We start from the raw sequence: 17,395 nt of genomic DNA, 5'->3' as shown, positions 1-17,395 counted from the left end.
GGACGGGGGCGGGGCCCCCCCCGGGGCGGGGGCGGGCGGGGGGGGGGCCGCGGCCCGGGGGGGGGGGGGCCCGCCCGCGGGGGCGCCCCCCACGGTCGCACATCCGACAACGCGCAGAGGACGGATCATCCGATCGGATGATCCGCCCTCTACTGCTGTGGAGCTAAGGAGAATTGAACTCCTGACCTCCTGCATGCCATGCAGGCGCTCTACCAACTGAGCTATAGCCCCAGGTCACATCCCGCCCGGTTGCCCCGGCGGCGACGCCAACTTTACACGGTCACCGGGGCCCAACACCAAATCGATTCCGCTGCGCCCGGTTCTGCCCGCAATGTCACCCGAACCGCAACGCGCGGTCACGCGGTCACGCGGTCACGCGGTCACGAACGAATAGAAGCGCTTGAGCGTGCAGTGCTCATCGAGGAGCCGGCCGTAGATCGGTTCGCCCTCGAGTTCGCGGTACGTCTCGATCGGGTCGCCTTTTATGATCAGCGCCCGCGCGCACTCCTCGCACCAGTACTGGTACTCGGAGTTGACCGGCTCCATGTCCCGGACGATCGGCGTCCCTCTGCCGCACCAGTCGCACCTTCGCCTGTGTGCACCCATCGCTCAGCTCCAGCTGTGGCCGCAGGCCGCACACACGTAGGAGGCACCGCCGTTGTCACCGAGAGTCGGGGCGAGGTGCGCGGAACCGCAGGAAGGGCGGCGGAGCCGGGTCGAGGTCCGTCGTGTCAACACCCCGCCGAAGAGGTGGTCGACCTCCCCGTGGATGCTCGCAGGCATCAACAACTCCCTCCCGTAGGGCCGCGCCCCCTTCCGGTCGTTTGATTCTGCCACGGCCGGACCACTACGGTCAGCGACGTCTGGGTACCGGTCGGGACACGGCTGGGCGCCTCACAGAGGTATACGCCCGTCGGCGCCTTCCCACTCAACCAGGAACAACGAAAAACCCGCCCTCGTACCGAGGACGGGATCTTCGTCATGTGATCTGTGGAGCTAAGGAGAATTGAACTCCTGACCTCCTGCATGCCATGCAGGCGCTCTACCAACTGAGCTATAGCCCCGAGTGTTCTTCCCGCTCGGCGGGCGAACAAGAAGAACTTTAGCCTGCGACCTGCCGGAAAGTGAAATCCGGCCCCCGGGCCACGCCCGGGGGTTCAGGACAGGCCCTAGTCGTCGTCGCCGAGCACCGGTTCCGGCAGGGTGCCGGCGTTGTGCTCGAGCAGCCGCCAGCCGAGGGCGCCCTCGCCGAGGACGGACCAGCAGCAGTTGGTGAGCCCGCCCAGGCTCTCCCAGGTGCGCGGGTCGAGGCCGATCAGCCGGCCGATGGTGGTACGGATCGTGCCGCCGTGGCTGACCACCACGAGCGTGCCGCCGTCCGGGAGCTTGTCCGCGTGCCGGAGCACCACCGGGGCGGCGCGGTCGGCGACCTCGGTCTCCAGTTCACCGCCGCCCCTGCGCACCGGCTCGCCGCGCTTCCAGGCGGTGTACTCGTCGCCGTACCTGGCGATGATCTCGTCGTGCGTCAGGCCCTGCCAGACGCCCGCGTAGGTCTCCCGCAGGGCCTCGTCGTGGACCGGCTGCAGGCCGGTGAGGGCGGCGAGTTCCGCGGCGGTGTCGGCGGCCCGCCTCAGGTCGGAGGCGATGATCGCGTCGGGCTCGAGACCGGCGAGGAGGCGGGCGGCCCGGCGCGCCTGGGCGACGCCGGTCCCGGTCAGCTCCACGTCCGTACTGCCCTGGAAGCGGCGCTCCACGTTCCAGGAGGTCTGGCCGTGCCGCCACAGGATGACGCGGCGGCCCCGGCCTCCGCCGGAACCGAACGTCTCAGCGGCGGGGCTCAACGCCACTCACCACCCGGCTCCGCGGTCTCCTCGGCCTCCTTCTGCCGGGCGTGCTCGGCGGCCTTGCCGCGGGTGGCCACGGCGTCCTCGGGCAGCTCCAGCTCGGGGCAGTCCTTCCACAGCCGCTCCAGGGCGTAGAAGACGCGCTCCTCGCTGTGCTGGACGTGGACGACGATGTCGACGTAGTCGAGCAGCACCCAGCGGGCCTCGCGGTCGCCCTCGCGGCGGACCGGCTTGGCGTCGAGCTCCTTGCTGAGCCGCTCCTCGATCTCGTCGACGATCGACTTGACCTGACGGTCGTTGGGCGCGGAGGCCAGCAGGAAAGCGTCGGTGATGGACAGCACGTCACTGACGTCGTAGGCGACGATGTCGTGCGCGAGCTTGTCGGCCGCGGCCTGGGCAGCGGTGGAGACGAGCTCGATGGAACGGTCGGTTGCGGTCACTACAAGGCTTTCGCTCGGCGGTCGTTTGCCTTCAAGGGTCTCACGGACCGCCGGGCGCGCCCCACGCGTTTCGGGGCGGGCCCGGCCGGGTGCCCCCGTAAGGGCGTCCGGCCGGGCGTACCGCGGTCCGGTCAGGTGCCCGGCTCGTAGTCCTGGCCCAGGACCACCGAGACCCTGGCGTTCCCGGAGACCTTGCCCTTGGTGACGGACTCGGTGGGCAGTCCCAGGGTCTTGGCGACCTCGGAGGCGTTCTCCTTGTCGGCGTCGTTCGCGTAGACGACCCCGGAGGCCGCGGCCGCGGTGGCCGTGCCGCCCTCCAGGAAGGTGAAGCCGCCGTTGAGGAGCACGACCCGGGCCTTCTCGGTGTTGTCCGCGACACCGGTGGCGTTGCGCACGGAGACGCTGACGGCGGCGTCCTTGTCGGGGCTCTTCGCGGTGCCGCCGAGCACCTCCTTGACCACGCTGTCGCTCGTCTCCGCGGTGAGCGTGCCGTCGTCCTGGACCGGCAGCAGCGTGGTGCTGTGGTCGCCGCCCTTGGCCAGGTCGGCGAGCCGGGCGAGGAAGGAGCCGAGGTCCTTGTCGGTCAGGGGCGGCTCGATGATCTGCCCCAGGGTCTGGATGGTGGTCGTCGCGGCGCCCGCGTCGGACGTCATCTTCCGCAGCACCCCCTGCATGACCTGCCCGAACCGCTCCAGCTGGGCGTCCTGCGCATCGCCGGAGGCGCGGTGGGTGGCGTAGGCGACGGCCATCTTCCCGGTGAGGGTCTGGCTCTTCCCCTTCTTGACCAGGGGGGCCTCGCCCTTCTTCTTCGCGTCCGGGTCGGGCACGTCGGCGTCGGTGTCGATGTCGATGTTGCCGACCAGGTCGACGAGGTTCTGCAGATAGGGCGTGTCCAGCCGCCAGGTGCCCTCGATGTCGGTGCCGAGAGCCGTGTCGAGGGCGCTCCGGGTACCGCCGGATCCGTCGTCCTCGACCGACTTGGCGAGTGTGGTGGTGGTGCCGTCCTCGGCGGCGAGGGCCAGGGAGTTGGGCAGCAGGACGGTGGTGCCCCGCTTGGTGGTGGTGTTGTCGACGAGCAGCGCGGTGGCGGTGCCGTCCCCCTTGGTGTCGTGCAGGTGGACGACGAGGACGTCCCGCTTCTGGGCGCCCGCGGCCGTCGTGGTGCCCGTACCGGCGTCGGAGCCGGACAGACCGGGGAGCTTCCCGGCGTACCAGAGGTAGCCGACGCCGCCGGCCGCGACCAGGGCGAAGACCACGACCAGGGCGACGATCCGGCCGCGTGCGCGGCGCTTGGCCTCCTCGCGGCGCTCGGTGCGGTTCTCGGTGAACTGCAGCCAGTCGATGACGTCCTCGGAGTCGCCGTCCGGTTCCTCGACGAAGGCGAACTGCTCGGTGCGGTACTCCCGTTCGGGCGCCTCGGAGTCCGCAGCCGGACGGTCGTCACGGTCGTCACGGTCGTGACGACCGTCATGGCCGTCACGGCTGTCATGGCCGTCGAGGTCGGTTCCGCCGTCGGCCGGGCCGGGCTGCTGCGGGATGTGCGCGGTCTGCTCGACGACCCGGGGCTGCTGCCCGGTACCGCCCTGCGCGGTCTGCCCGTAGGGGTCGCCGGAGAAGTCGCCATAGGGGTCGTACGGGGCGGCCGTCGCGCCGCCCTGGGGGGTGCCGTAGCCTCCCTGGGCCCCGTAGGGGTCGTAGGGAGGCGTCTGCGGCTGCTGCTGCCCGGTACCCGTCCCGGTCCCGGTCCCGTAGGAGTCGTAGGGCTGCGGAGGCTGCTGCGAGCCGCCGGGGGCGTACGGGTCGTAGCCGTATCCGTATCCGCCGTCGTAGCCCTGCGGGCCCTGCCCCTGCTCCTGCCCGTACGGGTCCTGCTGCCCCTGCTGCCGGTACGGGTCGTACGGCTGCTGCGGGGCCTGCTGGGCCGGTGCCTGGGTGTCGGCCTGGCGGTAGACGGGCCGGCCGTACTCGTCGTAACCCACAAGCCCGTACGGGTCGTCCCCGCCGTCCCCGTACCCCGCGTCGTATCGGTCGTTCACCGGTGCCCCTCTCGGCTCACTCGCCGCGGTACAGCTCACGCTTGGCGATGTAGCGCACGACCCCGTCCGGCACCAGGTACCAGACGGGATCTCCCTTGGCGACTCTCGCACGGCAGTCCGTCGAGGAAATGGCCAGGGCGGGGACCTCGACGAGCGAGACGCCCCCCTCGGGCAGACCCGCGTCGGTCAGATGATGGCCGGGCCTGGTGACGCCCACGAAGTGCGCGAGGGAGAACAGTTCCTCGCTGTCCCGCCAGGTGAGGATCTGCGCGAGGGCGTCGGCTCCGGTGATGAAGAACAGGTCCGTGTCGGGGTTGAGCGCCCGCAGGTCGCGCAGGGTGTCCGCGGTGTAGGTGGGCCCGCCGCGGTCGATGTCGATCCGGCTCACCGAGAACTGCGGGTTCTCGACGGTCGCGACGACCGTCATCAGGTAGCGGTCCTCGGCCGCGGAGACCACCCGGTGGCTCTTCTGCCACGGCTGCCCGGTGGGGACGAAGACCACCTCGTCGAGGTGGAACCGCGCGGCGACCTCGCTGGCCGCCACCAGGTGCCCGTGGTGGATCGGGTCGAAGGTGCCGCCCATGACGCCGAGGCGGCGCTTGCCCGGCTGCGGCGGTCCGCTGCCCGGGCCGCCGGCCCGGCGCGGCGCCGGACGGTGCTCGGCGCCGCTCGCCGGCTGCTCGGCCGTGCCTTCGGCCCCCGCTCCGGTCGTGACCACGGGCTCGGTCGGTTCCCCGGCCGTGCCCTCCACCGGACCGGTAGGCATGTCCTGCTCTCCCATGCGTGCAGACCCTACCGGCCCTCTCCGAACGCTCCGGCCGCCAGGTGCGTCCTTTGGCCATGCCCGAACAGGCCCCGGGGGTCCGGGGGATCTACCGGTCGCGGTTGAAGCGGGTCGTGATCCACAGCAGGAGCAGCAGACCGGCCAGGACGCAGCCACCGACCAGGTAGGGGTTGAGGCTCTCGTGGTTGCCACTGTGCTCTCCGCCCTCGGCGGCGAGGGTGACCAACTGGGCAGCGGCGCTGTGGAAGCTCATCTTCGGCAGTACCTATCGCGTGTGGGCGGGATAAAGACGTCGGCTCATCGTATGCGGGCGCCTTCGCGCCGATCACTCCGACTCCGCCGTTGCGGGTCCCGGCCGCCTCTTCGATGCCTCTCCGGTGCCTCCCCACTGCTTCCCCCCGTGCTCCCCGGTGCCTCCCGGGCGGGTGGGGGACGGCGGGGTCACGCAACCATCCCGCGCTCCTGATCGTCCTTCCCGGGGAGCCGGGCGGCTCGGGAACGGTGCTCCACGCGCGCTCCCGGCCGCGTTGCTCTTCCGCTCCACCGGTCTGCCGGTCCGTGCCTTCTCCACCTAGGCTGGGCCTCGTCCCGGGGCGGTCGAAGGGCCGGACGGGGGACCGCCGAGGGACGGCACCGGGAACCGCGAAGGTCACAACGGACCGCGAAGGTCACAACGGACCGCGAAGGTCACACAGACGCACATGGGGGACACATGTCCGACGGCCATCAGCACAACGGGCACGAGAAGGTGCCGAGCAGGCAGCGCAGGCGTTTCCCCGGAATCTCCTCGCGTGCGTACGAACACCCCGCCGACCGCTCCGCCCTGGTGGCGCTGCGCAAGCTGACCGGTTTCGACACGGTCTTCAAGGCGCTGAGCGGTCTGCTGCCCGAGCGCAGCCTTCGGCTGCTCTTCCTGTCCGACTCGGTGCGCGTCTCGGAACGGCAGTTCGCGCACCTCAACGTCATGCTGCGGGACGCCTGCTACATCCTGGACCTGGAGAAGGTCCCGCCGATGTACGTGAACCAGGACCCGACGCCGAACGCGATGTGCATCGGCCTGGACGAGCCGATCATCGTGGTCACCACGGGGCTGGTCGAGCTGCTCGACGAGGAGGAGATGCGGGCCGTCGTCGGGCACGAGGTCGGGCACGCGCTGTCCGGGCACTCGGTGTACCGGACCATCCTGCTGTTCCTGACGTCCCTCGCGGTGCGGGTGGCCTGGATTCCGCTGGGCAGCGTCGCGATCATGGCGATCGTGACGGCGCTGCGCGAGTGGTTCCGCAAGTCGGAGCTGTCCGCGGACCGTGCGGGGCTGCTGGTGGGCCAGGATCTGCAGGCCTCGATGCGCGGCCTGATGAAGATCGCCGGTGGCAACCACCTGCACGAGATGAACGTCGACGCGTTCCTGGAGCAGGCCGAGGAGTACGACGCCGGGGGCGATCTGCGCGACTCCGTGCTGAAGATCCTCAACGTGCTGCCCCGCTCCCACCCGTTCACTACCGTCCGGGCCGCCGAGCTGAAGAAGTGGGCGGAGACCCGCGAGTACCAGCGGGTCATGGACGGCCACTACCCGCGGCGCGACGAGGACAAGGGCGCCTCGGTACGGGACTCCTGGCGCGACTCGGCGAGCAGTTACGCCGGTGATGTGAAGAACTCCAAGGACCCGCTGATGAAGCTGGTCAGCGACATCGCGGGCGGCGCCGGGGACCTGGGCGACCGGGTCCGCCGCGGTTTCGGCGGCTTCGCGTCCTCGGGGCCGAGGCCCGCGCAGGGACCGGACGGGCCCCAGGCGCCGGGTACGCCGTCGGACCCGGACACCGGGGACGACCTGCCGCCGCGCGACGGCACCTGAGACACGGGCGTCACACCCAGGGCTGCGCCTCCGCCGCCAGTGAGCCGCACAGGGCCGGGGTGCCGTCCGTGGCGTACGGGTCGGTGGCCGCGGGGCCGCCCTCCTTGGCCGTGCCGCCCGCCAGCAGGGGGCGCAGACGGCTCGCGGAGTCCTCGGCGCAGGACAGCGGGCCGGCCTGGACGTGGGAGACGACGAGCTGCGCCTGGTGCAGGCGCAGGTCCTCGCGGTCGAAGCGGAAGTGCAGCTCGCGCCGGACGGTGAACAGCGACACCCGGGAGCCCGGGTCCGCGTCGGCCGGCCGCAGCGCGTACACCGAGGTGTGGTCCGCGGTGACCTCGAGGGTGCCGGAGTCGGTCTCGGCCGCCTGCAGGGTGCCCTGGACGCGGATCCTGCGGTCGGCCAGCTCCGCGCGGGAGGGGTCGAAGCGGACGAGCCATCCGGTGGGCGCGTGCCGCCCGTCCGGGGCCGGCCGGGTGAAGCTCCGGTCGAACTGGTCCTGCTGGTCGACGCCGAGCAGGATGCGTACGGAGCGGGTCTGCCCGCCGGTGAGCACCTCGGGGTCGAGGGCGGACCGGACGATGTAGTCCTTCGCGGTGAGCAGCGCCGTCACGATCTGCCCGTCCGAGAAGTGCGCGGTACGGCGGGACGCCGGGAGCGTCACTCCCTCGGCCCCGACACGGAACTGCGCCGCCGGGCTGTTGTCGTACAGCCGTTCGATATCGGGGGTGCCGGGCACCTTGCCCTCGGGAGCGAGCGGGACCACGGTCATGCGCAGCGGCTCGACGGCCTCCCCGGCGCCGGGTGTCCGGGAGGGATGGCGTACGCCCATGTAGATCGCGGTGCCGAAGGCCATGGCGATCAGCACCACGAGGAGCAGCACCTGCCGGGACAGGCCCCGGTGCCGGGGCGGCCGGCGGCGTACGGCGGGGGCGTGGTCGGTGATGCGCTCCCGGGCGGAGAACTCCTGGAGGCGGGCAGCCCGGACGAAGGTCTCGTCGAAGACGACGGACCGGTACTCGTCCTCGCCACCTCCGGGGGTGCCCTCGGGTGCCCCTCCGGGTGGGTCCGCAGGCCCTGCCATATCTTCAGAGTAGGTCGCGGGGAGCCCGCGTAAACTCCGTGGCGCGCGCCAAGTTGCGGCGGCTTCCCACCCGGGCCGGCGGCCCCGCCGGCGTCCCCGCACGACGAGCCTCAGGGGCTGCTCGGGATCACCGGGACGTCCGGCCGGGAGTAGTCGGCGGAGGCGGACGGAGCCGCGCCGCCGCCCTGCTCCAGGCCGGTCGAGGCGGGTGGCGGCACCGGGTCCTGCCGGTTGTTCGCGGAGGACCCCCGGTAGACGGCCGAGAAGGCGAGCGCGACCATGCCGACGCCCATCACCAGGGCGAGCATCCAGGCGACCGGGCGGTGCCAGCGGACCTGTCTGCCGTACGGCCCCGGATAGCCGTAGTCGTCCTCCGGGGCGTCGGGGCCGTCGTCCCCGCCGGTGAAGTCGTCACCGTCGTCGTCGGCCCGGTGGCGGCGGCCGTACCGTCCGTGGCCGTCGTACCCGTCGTACCGATCGGTCGGCGGGCGGGTGCGGTGGGCCTCGGCCTCGGAGGCCTCGGCTCTGGCCTGGGCGGCGGCGAGGAGGCGTTCGACGGCGGTCGGCTCGTGGACCACGGCCGCGCCGATGAAAGCCTCGTCGAAGACCACGGAGGCGAACTCTTCGTCCGACACTCCGCGGTCGTGGTCGTCGTCGGGCTCCCCGCCGTCAGGGAACGGCGTGCCCCCCACGTCCTCCGGCACGTCTCCAGAGTAGACCGGAGGGGTCAATTTGGGCAGACGGTACGGAAATTCGTCCGTCTGCCCCCGCGGCGTGGATCAGCGGCGGACGTGTCCGTCGCCGGTCACGATGTACTTGGTGCTGGTCAGCTCCGGCAGGCCCATCGGCCCCCGGGCGTGCAGCTTCTGCGTGGAGATGCCGATCTCCGCGCCGAAGCCGAACTGGCCGCCGTCGGTGAACCGGGTGGAGGCGTTGACGGCGACGGTGGTGGAATCCACCAGTTGGGTGAACCGGCGGGCCGCCTGCTGCGAAGTGGTGACGATCGCCTCGGTGTGGCCGGAGGTCCACAGCCGGATGTGCTCCACGGCCCGGTCCAGCGAGTCGACGACGGCCGCGGCGATGTCGTGGGAGAGGTACTCGGTCTCCCAGTCCTCCGTGGTGGCCTCCACGACCGTCGCCGCGGAGTCCTTGGCGTACGCCATCACCCGCTCGTCGGCGTGCACGGTGACCCCGGCCCCGGCCAGGGCGTCCAGGGCGCGCGGCAGGAACGCGGGGGCGATGTCCTGGTGGACCAGGAGGGTCTCGGCGGCGTTGCAGACGCCGACCCGCTGGGCCTTGGAGTTGACCAGGATCTCCACGGCGGTGTCGAGGTCGGCGTCGGCGTCGACGTAGACGTGGCAGTTGCCGGTGCCGGTCTCGATGACCGGGACGATCGACTCCTGGACGACCGTGTTGATCAGGGAGGCGCCGCCGCGCGGGATGAGGACGTCGACCAGGCCGCGGGCGCGCATCAGCTCGCGCACGCTGTCCCGGCCCTCGCCGGGCACCAGCTGCACGGCGTCGGCGGGCAGCCCGGCGCCGCCCACGGCGTCGCGCAGCACCCGGACCAGCGCGGTGTTCGACCGGTACGCGGAGGACGAGCCGCGCAGCAGGACCGCGTTGCCGGACTTCAGGCACAGGGCGGCGGCGTCGACCGTGACGTTGGGGCGGCCCTCGTAGATGATCCCGACGACGCCGAGCGGCACCCGGACCTGCCGCAGGTCGATGCCGTTGGGCAGGGTGGAGCCGCGGACGACCTCGCCGACCGGGTCGGGCAGCGCGGCCACGTCCCGCACGTCGGAGGCGATCGCGCGCACCCGCTCCGGGGTGAGGGTGAGCCGGTCGATCATGCCCTCGCTGATGCCCGCCTCACGTGCCTTGGCGACGTCCTGGGCATTGGCTTCGACGATCTCGCTCGCCCGGACCTCCAGCGCGTCCGCGACGGCGAGCAGCGCGTCGTCCTTCGCCGCGCGCGGCAGCGGCGCGAGGGTGGCGGCGGCCCCCTTGGCCCGGTAGGCGGCCTGGTTGACCGGGGACATCGAGTCGTACGGCGAAAGCGTGGTCATGAGGGAAGGGTAGTGCGGCCGGAGGGCCCGGCCACCGGTATCCCGAACCCCGAGACACCGGGGGCCGCGGTGGCCGGCACGAAGGGCCGTCTCGCTCACCGAGGGCCGAACCGGTCTCCCGGGTCAGAACGGATGTACCCCCACCGGCGTCGCCGGCGCGGGACCGTAGCCCGCGGCGATGCGCTGGTGGTAGGTGGCCCGGTCGATGACCTCCAGGCCGACGATCTCCCAGGGCGGCAGCCCCGCGGTCTGCCGGTGCTCGCCCCACAGGCGCAGTGCCACGGCGGCGGCGTCGTGCAGGTCGCGGGCCTCCTCCCAGTAGCGGATCTCCGCGTGGTCCTCGGCGTACCGGCTGGTCAGCAGGAAGGGGTGGTCGTGGGCGAGCTGTTCCAGGGCGCGGCGGACCTCGGCGATCGGGGCCCGGCCGCCGGAGACGCTGAGGGTGACGTGCCACAGGCGCGGGAGGTCCCGGGGCTCGCCGCTCTGGAACCGGTCGCCCGCCGCGACGCCGGCCAGGGCGCGTTCCTCGCCGACCGCGCGGGAGCCGGCACCACCGCGGGACGTCGTCGTCCCAGGGCGCACTCGTCTCACGACGGCCTCCTTCACGCACAGACCGGCCCTGGGGCCGGGCGGATGTGTTCCCTGGGACAAAGTTGAGCAGGCCGCCGGGCGTCGTGGGGCGGTTTTGCGGAACGTCCACCGCGGGGGGCGCGCGATCCGGCACATTTACGGATGCAGGACCACCAGATCGTCCCTGTGTACGACCTCGCGTTCGTACTCGGGGCCGAGCTCGCGGGCGAGGTCGTGGGTGGAGCGGCCGATCAGTTGGGGGATCTCCCGGGCGTCGAAGTTGACCAGGCCGCGGGCCACCGGCCGTCCCTCGCGGTCCCGCAGCTCGACCGGGTCGCCCGCGCTGAACTCGCCCTCGACGCCCGCGATCCCGGCCGGCAGCAGCGACTTGCGGCGCTCGACGACCGCGCGCACCGCGCCGTCGTCGAGGGTGAGCGAGCCCTGGGGGGTGGACGCGTGCTGGAGCCACAGCAGCCGGTCGGCGGAGCGCCGGCCGGTGGGGTGGAAGTAGGTGCCGGTGTCCGCGCCGGCGAGGGCGTCACCCGCGTGCACGGTGCTGGTCAGCACGACCGGGACGCCCGCGGCGGCGGCGATCGAGGCGGCCTCGATCTTGGTGACCATGCCGCCGGTGCCGACGCCGGCCTTCCCGGCGCTGCCGATCTCGACGTGGGCGAGGTCCTCCGGGCCCCGCACCAGCGAGATCCGCGAGGTGCCGGGCCGGGCGGGGTCCCCGTCGTACACGCCGTCCACGTCGGACAGCAGGACCAGCAGGTCGGCGTGGACCAGGTGGGCGACGAGGGCGGCGAGCCGGTCGTTGTCGCCGAAGCGGATCTCGTCGGTGGCGACGGTGTCGTTCTCGTTGACGACCGGGAAGGCGCCCATCGCCAGCAGTTTGTCGAGGGTGCGGGAGGCGTTGCGGTGGTGGGCGCGGCGGCTCATGTCGTCGGAGGTGAGCAGTACTTGGCCGACGCGGACGCCGTAGCGGGCGAAGGAAGCGGTGTAACGGGCCATCAACAGGCCCTGGCCGACGCTGGCGGCGGCCTGCTGGCGGGCGAGGTCGCGCGGTCGCCGGGCGAGGCCCAGGGGGGCGAGTCCGGCGGCGATGGCACCGGAGGAGACGAGGACGAGTTCGCGCTCTCCCCCGCCCGCCCGTCTCCCGCCACCACCCTCGACCGAGGCCCTGCGGGCCACACCTTCGTTTCGGACCTTCGCGAGCACGTCGACGAGTGCGTCGACCCGGTCGGCGTCCAGGCCGCCCGCCGCGGTCGTCAGCGAGGAGGATCCGACCTTGACGACGATCCTGCGGGCCTCGCTCACGGCCTGCCTTGCCCTTGCCACCTGCTGCTCCGTCCCCTCGTGTCGACCACGGGGCCGGCCCGGGCGTCCCCACCGGCAATCTACGCGAAGTGGGGCGGGGGGCGCCCGTCCGTCCAGCCTCCGGACGCCCGTGCGTAATCGTGCCCTCACGGAGGGATGATGTGAAAAAGCTTGCATTGGTTGCCTATAGAAATAAAAGCTTTCGGAAACATAGTGTGAACTGGTGTCACCCAACGCTTCTCGCATCCAGCGCATCCTCCTCAGATCGGGGAAGAGCCCCTACGACGTCTTTTCGGTCGAGGAAGCCCTCCAACGCGACGTGTTCGCCAGCAACGCGGGCAACCTGATCTTCAGCGACGCCACGCACAAGATCCTCGAGACACCGCACACCACGGTGGTGTCCAACGGCATCCGGGCCGACGGGACTCCCGCGGGACGCATCAACGAGGAGTACGACGCCTTCGTCGTGCCGCTCGCCAACGCCTTCCGGCCGTCGTTCGAGGGGAGTCTGCGGCGGCTGACGCGGCTGATCAGCCAGTTGAAGATCCCGGTGATCGTCGTCGGCATCGGCGCGCAGGCGGGTCTCGACTACAACCCGGCGCGGCTGAAGCCGATGGAGCCGGCGGTGCGCGAGTTCGTCTCCGCCGTGCTGGACCGCAGCGCGTCGATCGGCGTGCGCGGCGAGTTCACCGAGAAGTACCTGAACGGCCTCGGGTTCAAGGACGTCGACGTCATCGGCTGCCCCTCGCTGTTCATGTACGGCAAGGAACTCGCCGTACAGAAGCGGTCGCAGGAGCTGACCGCCGACTCCCGCATCGCGATCAACGGTTCGCACAACGCGGTCCGCAGCCAGGGTCTGGGCCGGGTCATCACCCGTACCCACGCCCGCTACCCGAACCTGCGGTTCATAGGCCAGAACCTCAGCGACGCAAGGCAGTTGCACTGGCGGGACCTGTCCGACCCGAACGGGAAGGTCACCGGGATGCCGACGCACCCCGACCACCCGATGTACCGGGAGGGCAAGGTCCGCGTCTACATCGACCCGGTGACCTGGATCGACGACCTGCGGGACTTCGACTTCTCCTTCGGTTCCCGCATCCACGGCAACATCGCGGCACTGCTGGCCGGTACGCCCGCGAACGTGCTGTGCTCGGACTCGCGCACGCTGGAGCTGTGCCGCTACTTCGAGATCCCGCACCACACCCTCGACCAGCTGCCCGAGGAGATCGACCCGGCGCGGCTGTACGAGGAGACCGACCTCAGCGCGCTCACCGGCAACCACCACGAGCGGTTCGAGCGGTTCACCTCGTTCCTCGACCGCAACGGGCTGGACAACACGTTCACGCACGGCGACGGCGGCGCGGCGTACGAGGAGCGGCTGCGCTCGCTGGACTTCCCCGGCGGTGTCCGGCCGTGGATCGACACCGACCCGGCCTCGCTCATCGCGCGCTTCGGCTGGCTGCACACCCGGGTCAGTGAACTGACCGCGGACAACGCCAAGCTGAAGAAGGAACTGGCCGGCGTCAAGGCGGGAGTCAAGACCGCGGCCAAGAGCGCCGCCGGGAAGACCACCGTGGTCGCCCCCGCGTCCCGCTCGGTGTACCGCAAGGCCCGCCGGGTCGTGGGCCGCCCCCTGCGCAAGGCACTCAAGGGAGGGCGCGGCTAGGGCCACGCCGGGCCGCGCGGCCGGGGCAGGCCCCGGCCGCGGGGCCTTTTCGGGCCATAGCAGTCACCGGTCACCGCACACGGTGCGGACACGCGCGTGTCGTCCGGACGTCGGTACGCGTTAACCCGTGCGTCCGTCTCCGCGACGCACCCTGGAGTGACCGCGTGCCCCTGCCCCTGTCCCGAACCGGTCGGCCGTCCCGGTCCGGCCGGCTGTCCCGATCCCGTCGCCGGCTCGCGGCGAGCGTCGGCCGACGCCGTGCCTCGCCCCGTCCGTCCGGCCGCCCGCTCGCCGCCAGAGGACTGATGGCGGCCGTCCTGGCCGCCGCCTTCGTGGCACAGGCCGCCGGGGCCCTGCTCCCGGACGTCCCGCTGCTGCTCGCCGCGACCGCGGTGTCCCTGACCGCCGAGGGCGTGCTGTACCGGTGGCAGCCCGGCATGCTGTCGCTGCTGGCCAAGTCGCACGCGGACATCACCGTCCGCCACGTACTGCGCGATCTGCTCCTGGTGGTGGGCCTGCTGCGGCTCGGGGAGCACGACCGGGAGCCGCAGTTCGCGTGGCCGGTCGCCGGTCTGCTCGTCTTCTACGCGCTGCACTGCGCGGTCCAGGCGGTGTCCGTGCTGGTCCGCCGCACCCGCACGCTGCCGGTGCTGACCCGCAACATCGACGCCGCGGCGCTGCGCCTGTCCCCCGCCCCGACCGCGCTGCTGCGCCGCCCCGGCCACCGGCTGCTGCTCCTGGGCCTGCCCACGACCGCCGGCCTGGCCACGGCGGCGGCGACCCGGGAGCCCCTGCCCGCGGCGGCCGGGACCGCGGTGTCGGTGGTGCTCGCGGCGGCGGGCCTGGTCGCACTGCTGGTGCGACTGCTGCCCTCCCGGCGTCCGGCGGGCGAGCAGGAGGTGCTCGACTGGTTCGACGCCTGGCTGGCCGACTACCGGCCCACGGTCGGCCTGTACTTCTCCGGCGGGGTGTCCTCCGCCTACCAGGCCAACATGTGGCTGGAGACGATGAGCAGGCTCGACGGACGGCCTGTCGTCATCCTGCGCGAACGGTTCATGGTGGCGAGGATCGCGGCGACCGACCTCCCGGTCGTGTGCCTGCCGAAGGTGTCCACCCTCATGCGGCTCGAGCACTCCACGCTGCGGGTGCTCATCCACCCGTCGAACTCCGGCAAGACCTCGCAGGTGCTGCGCATCCCCACGATCAAGCACGCCTTCGTCAACCACGGAGAGAGCGACAAGCTGTCGTCCTGCAACCCGTACGCGAAGGCCTACGACGAGGTGTGGGTGGCCGGCCCCGAGGCGCGTGAACGGTACGCGCGGGCCGGGGTCGGCGTCGAGGACAAGGACGTGGTGGAGATCGGCCGCCCTCAACTGCACGCCGTGCACCCCCGGTCGGGTCCGCCGGCCGCCGACGCCCGGACCACCGTGCTGTACGCGCCGACCTGGGAGGGCTGGGACGGCAACCCGGGCAACACCTCGGTGGTCGCGGCCGGGGAGGACCTCGTCCGGGCGCTGCTCGCGGACCCGGGTGTGCGGCTGCTGTACAAGCCGCATCCGCTGACCGGCTCGGTGGAGCCCGCGGCGGGCGCCGCCGACCGGCGCATCCGGGAGCTGATCCGGGCGGCGAACCGGGAACGGCCCGCGGCTCCCGCGGAATCCGCGCGATCCGCCTCCGAGCTGGACCGGATCACCGCTGGGCTGGACCGGCTGACGGCGGCCGGGGTCCGGGAGGGCGCCGACCAGGTGGAGCGGATGCTGGCCCAGTCGGCCCCTCCGCCCGGCCGGGCGGAGGCGGTGGCGAAGGCCACGGCGGCCTGGGAGGAGGCGTACTGGGCGTCCCTGCCCCCGGACGAGCACCAGGTCGTCACGGGTGTACGGCCCGCCCTGTACGCCTGCTTCAACGTCGCCGACCTGCTGATCAGTGATGTGTCCAGTGTCATCAGCGACTTCCTGGCCAGCGGCAAGCCGTACGCGGTGGCGAACACCAGCGGGATGTCCGAGGACGCCTTCCGTGCCGCGTTCCCGACGGTGGCGGCGGCGACCGTGCTCACCCCGGACGCGAGCGGGGTGCCGGCGCTGCTGGAGGCGGTCCGGTACCCAGAGAAGGACGAGCTGGCAGACGCTCGCGCGGAGTTGAAGCTGCGCCTGCTGGGCCCCGACGAGCCGACGTCCCAGGAGCGCTGCAACGCGGCCCTGCGCGCCCTGTCCACGGCCGCCCTGAAGCACAGGGCGCGCGGTGAACAGGCCGAGGCGCGGCAGCCACCGCCTCAGCGGCTCGCCGAGGACCGGCTGCCCGGTCCGCGCCGCGCATCCGGCGCCGGTACGGGAGCCGACGCCGGCACGACGGGTTCCGTCACGCCGCCCTCGCGGCCGGTGCCTCCGGTGTGACCTTCTCCGCGGAGGCCAGCAGGCGGCGGGCCCTGCGGGCGGCACGGCGCAGGACCGTGGGCGTGCCGCCCTCGCGGTAGCCGGGGAAGGCGCGGGCCTCACGGGGCGTGGCGAGGTAGACGGAGTCGGGGATGCCCGCCGCCCGGTCGCGGAAGTGCGGGTACACGAGGTACACGCGTCGGCCCCGCCGCTCCATCAGGGCCGGTGCCTGCTTCTTCGACGCCGTGAACTTCACCGTGTCGAGGAGGAGTTCGAGCCGCTGTTCGGCCACCAGGTGCAGCCTCAGCCGTTCCTCGACCTTCAGGTGCCGGGCGACGCCCTCGGTCCAGTGGGCGTCCATCAGCGGCTTCGCCAGTTCCAGTTTGCGCCGCCGCACCCGGTCGCTGTTCTTGAGGAACCCGGGGCCGAACTGCGGGAGCAGGGTGATGCTGAAGGGCCGCACCATCAGCCGGTCACGCTGGGGGCCTTCGGGGACGAGGCCGGCGATCAGGTTCATCAGGAGGCGGGCGGAGTCGAACCGCAGGACGTAGCTCCCGCTCTTGGTCACGTGCTTGCCGTCGTCGCGGCCCACCAGGTAGTAGCAGGTGTGGTCGGCGACCACGGAGACGCCGTTCGCCCTGAGATACGCCTCCATGGTGAACAGCGCGTCCTCGCCGGTGTAGAGCGACTCGTCGAACCGTAAGCCGTGCCGGTTCAGCAGGGCGCGGCGGAACAGCTTCTGCGCGCTGAGCGTGTACATGACGTTGGAGGAGTGCACGTCGGTGCGCTCCACCGTACGGCCGAACATCGACTTCGGGGCGCCGCGGTTGACGCCCTCGATCCGCCCCAGGACGACATCGGTGCCGGCCCGGTCCGCCATGGCGACCATCCGCTCGAGGGCCTGGGGGCCCAGCCGGTCGTCGGCGTCCAGGAAGAAGACGTACCGCCCGCGGGCCTTGTCCAGGCCGACGTTGCGCGGGCCGCTGGGGCCGCCCGAGTTCGCCTGCCGGATCACGGTGACGCGCAGGGACGCACGCTCCGCGAACTCCTCCAGGTACTCCCCCGTGCCGTCCGTCGAGCCGTCGTCGACGGCGACGACCTCTACGCGCTCCGGATCGATGGTCTGCGCCTCCACGGAAGCGAGGCACTCGACCAGGTACGGCATCGCTTCGTACGCCCCGATGACCACGGTGACGTCAGGCTGCGCCACGGTCACGCTTCCCCCTTGTTATGGGATTTTTCCCCTTGTATCGCCTCATTCGCTGCCTGGTTAGACGGGCGTCCGAGACAGAAGGTTGCCTCGAACCACCATCCAAGTGACCTACACCACAAGGGTGTTGGGGAAGGTCGGCCAACGGCCCGACGCACAA

The 17,395-nt window shown here is 71.9% G+C and carries 16 protein-coding genes and 2 tRNA genes; 3 read left to right on the top strand and 15 right to left on the bottom strand.

Features of this window, described 5'->3' with window-relative positions; all coding sequences use genetic code 11:
- Positions 1-158 precede the first annotated feature (158 nt).
- The 9 genes from ACIF80_RS26725 to ACIF80_RS26685 form a co-directional block, all read right to left on the bottom strand.
- A tRNA-Ala gene (locus ACIF80_RS26725) sits at positions 159-231 on the bottom strand.
- Between the two features lie 141 nt (positions 232-372).
- Positions 373-606, bottom strand: a complete 234-nt coding sequence (locus tag ACIF80_RS26720) for a hypothetical protein (RefSeq protein ID WP_388278192.1) — start codon at positions 604-606, stop codon at positions 373-375.
- 3 nt (positions 607-609) lie between these two features.
- Positions 610-783 (bottom strand): hypothetical protein, encoded by a 174-nt coding sequence (locus ACIF80_RS26715; RefSeq protein WP_399809364.1) that lies wholly within the window; start codon positions 781-783, stop codon positions 610-612.
- A 208-nt stretch (positions 784-991) separates the two neighbouring features.
- Positions 992-1,064 (bottom strand) — tRNA-Ala (locus ACIF80_RS26710).
- Between the two features lie 105 nt (positions 1,065-1,169).
- Positions 1,170-1,847: a histidine phosphatase family protein gene (locus tag ACIF80_RS26705; RefSeq protein ID WP_399809361.1), complete on the bottom strand. Its 678-nt coding sequence runs from the start codon at positions 1,845-1,847 to the stop codon at positions 1,170-1,172.
- Positions 1,838-2,284 (bottom strand): ribosome silencing factor, encoded by a 447-nt coding sequence (gene rsfS, locus ACIF80_RS26700; protein ID WP_399809358.1) that lies wholly within the window; start codon positions 2,282-2,284, stop codon positions 1,838-1,840. The genes ACIF80_RS26705 and rsfS overlap by 10 nt, the downstream gene beginning before the upstream one ends.
- A 131-nt stretch (positions 2,285-2,415) precedes the next feature.
- A complete protein-coding gene (locus tag ACIF80_RS26695; protein WP_399809356.1) occupies positions 2,416-4,320 on the bottom strand; it encodes an LCP family protein in 1,905 nt (634 codons plus the stop codon).
- A gap of 16 nt (positions 4,321-4,336) precedes the next feature.
- Positions 4,337-5,101 (bottom strand): nicotinate-nucleotide adenylyltransferase, encoded by a 765-nt coding sequence (nadD, locus tag ACIF80_RS26690; RefSeq protein WP_399809353.1) that lies wholly within the window; start codon positions 5,099-5,101, stop codon positions 4,337-4,339.
- A 91-nt stretch (positions 5,102-5,192) separates the two neighbouring features.
- Entirely contained in the window at positions 5,193-5,357 is a 165-nt protein-coding gene (locus ACIF80_RS26685; protein WP_399809350.1) for a hypothetical protein, read from the bottom strand.
- Between the two features lie 459 nt (positions 5,358-5,816).
- Here ACIF80_RS26685 and ACIF80_RS26680 point away from each other — a divergent pair, with 459 nt between their 5' ends.
- Complete coding sequence (locus tag ACIF80_RS26680; protein WP_399809347.1) at positions 5,817-6,956, top strand: M48 family metallopeptidase; 1,140 nt, start codon at positions 5,817-5,819, stop codon at positions 6,954-6,956.
- A 10-nt stretch (positions 6,957-6,966) separates the two neighbouring features.
- On the opposite strand, the gene ACIF80_RS26675 is transcribed toward ACIF80_RS26680, so the two are convergent.
- From ACIF80_RS26675 to proB, 5 genes are all read right to left on the bottom strand, one after another.
- The gene (locus ACIF80_RS26675; protein WP_399809345.1) at positions 6,967-8,037 is read right to left on the bottom strand and encodes a hypothetical protein; all 1,071 of its coding nucleotides are present in this window, start codon (positions 8,035-8,037) and stop codon (positions 6,967-6,969) included.
- Positions 8,038-8,147: 110 nt separating this feature from the next.
- Positions 8,148-8,768 (bottom strand): hypothetical protein, encoded by a 621-nt coding sequence (locus tag ACIF80_RS26670; protein ID WP_399809342.1) that lies wholly within the window; start codon positions 8,766-8,768, stop codon positions 8,148-8,150.
- A 48-nt stretch (positions 8,769-8,816) separates the two neighbouring features.
- Positions 8,817-10,103 carry a glutamate-5-semialdehyde dehydrogenase gene (locus ACIF80_RS26665; protein ID WP_399809339.1) on the bottom strand — a complete coding sequence of 429 codons (1,287 nt, stop codon included), beginning with the start codon at positions 10,101-10,103 and terminating at the stop codon, positions 8,817-8,819.
- Positions 10,104-10,226: 123 nt separating this feature from the next.
- Positions 10,227-10,685, bottom strand: a complete 459-nt coding sequence (locus tag ACIF80_RS26660) for a hypothetical protein (RefSeq protein ID WP_399809424.1) — start codon at positions 10,683-10,685, stop codon at positions 10,227-10,229.
- A 144-nt stretch (positions 10,686-10,829) separates the two neighbouring features.
- Positions 10,830-11,990, bottom strand: a complete 1,161-nt coding sequence (gene proB, locus ACIF80_RS26655; RefSeq protein WP_399809422.1) for a glutamate 5-kinase — start codon at positions 11,988-11,990, stop codon at positions 10,830-10,832.
- Between the two features lie 244 nt (positions 11,991-12,234).
- Here proB and ACIF80_RS26650 point away from each other — a divergent pair, with 244 nt between their 5' ends.
- Positions 12,235-13,656, top strand: coding sequence for a polysaccharide pyruvyl transferase family protein (locus ACIF80_RS26650; protein ID WP_399809420.1), 1,422 nt, complete (start codon positions 12,235-12,237; stop codon positions 13,654-13,656).
- Between the two features lie 305 nt (positions 13,657-13,961).
- Positions 13,962-16,046, top strand: coding sequence for a hypothetical protein (locus ACIF80_RS26645; protein ID WP_399809336.1), 2,085 nt, complete (start codon positions 13,962-13,964; stop codon positions 16,044-16,046).
- On the opposite strand, the gene ACIF80_RS26640 is transcribed toward ACIF80_RS26645, so the two are convergent.
- Positions 16,012-17,241 (bottom strand): glycosyltransferase family 2 protein, encoded by a 1,230-nt coding sequence (locus ACIF80_RS26640; RefSeq protein WP_399809333.1) that lies wholly within the window; start codon positions 17,239-17,241, stop codon positions 16,012-16,014. The two genes, ACIF80_RS26645 and ACIF80_RS26640, sit on opposite strands and share 35 nt — an antisense overlap.
- Positions 17,242-17,395: the final 154 nt, after the last annotated feature.

This window comes from Streptomyces sp. NPDC085927, assembly GCF_044540975.1.
Taxonomy (GTDB): domain Bacteria; phylum Actinomycetota; class Actinomycetes; order Streptomycetales; family Streptomycetaceae; genus Streptomyces; species Streptomyces hirsutus.
The sequence above is the reverse complement of the archived record's forward strand: the minus strand, read 5'-3'. Positions and strand labels throughout refer to the sequence as shown.

Excerpts from the sequence above, each read along its gene's own strand:
- ACIF80_RS26720 (WP_388278192.1), bottom strand. The coding sequence starts at position 606 with ATGGGTGCACACAGGCGAAGGTGCGACTGGTGCGGCAGAGGGACGCCG.
- ACIF80_RS26715 (WP_399809364.1), bottom strand. The coding sequence starts at position 783 with ATGCCTGCGAGCATCCACGGGGAGGTCGACCACCTCTTCGGCGGGGTG.
- nadD (WP_399809353.1), bottom strand. The coding sequence starts at position 5,101 with ATGGGAGAGCAGGACATGCCTACCGGTCCGGTGGAGGGCACGGCCGGG.
- ACIF80_RS26685 (WP_399809350.1), bottom strand. The coding sequence starts at position 5,357 with ATGAGCTTCCACAGCGCCGCTGCCCAGTTGGTCACCCTCGCCGCCGAG.
- ACIF80_RS26680 (WP_399809347.1), top strand. The coding sequence starts at position 5,817 with ATGTCCGACGGCCATCAGCACAACGGGCACGAGAAGGTGCCGAGCAGG.
- ACIF80_RS26675 (WP_399809345.1), bottom strand. The coding sequence starts at position 8,037 with ATGGCAGGGCCTGCGGACCCACCCGGAGGGGCACCCGAGGGCACCCCC.
- ACIF80_RS26665 (WP_399809339.1), bottom strand. The coding sequence starts at position 10,103 with ATGACCACGCTTTCGCCGTACGACTCGATGTCCCCGGTCAACCAGGCC.
- ACIF80_RS26645 (WP_399809336.1), top strand. The coding sequence starts at position 13,962 with ATGGCGGCCGTCCTGGCCGCCGCCTTCGTGGCACAGGCCGCCGGGGCC.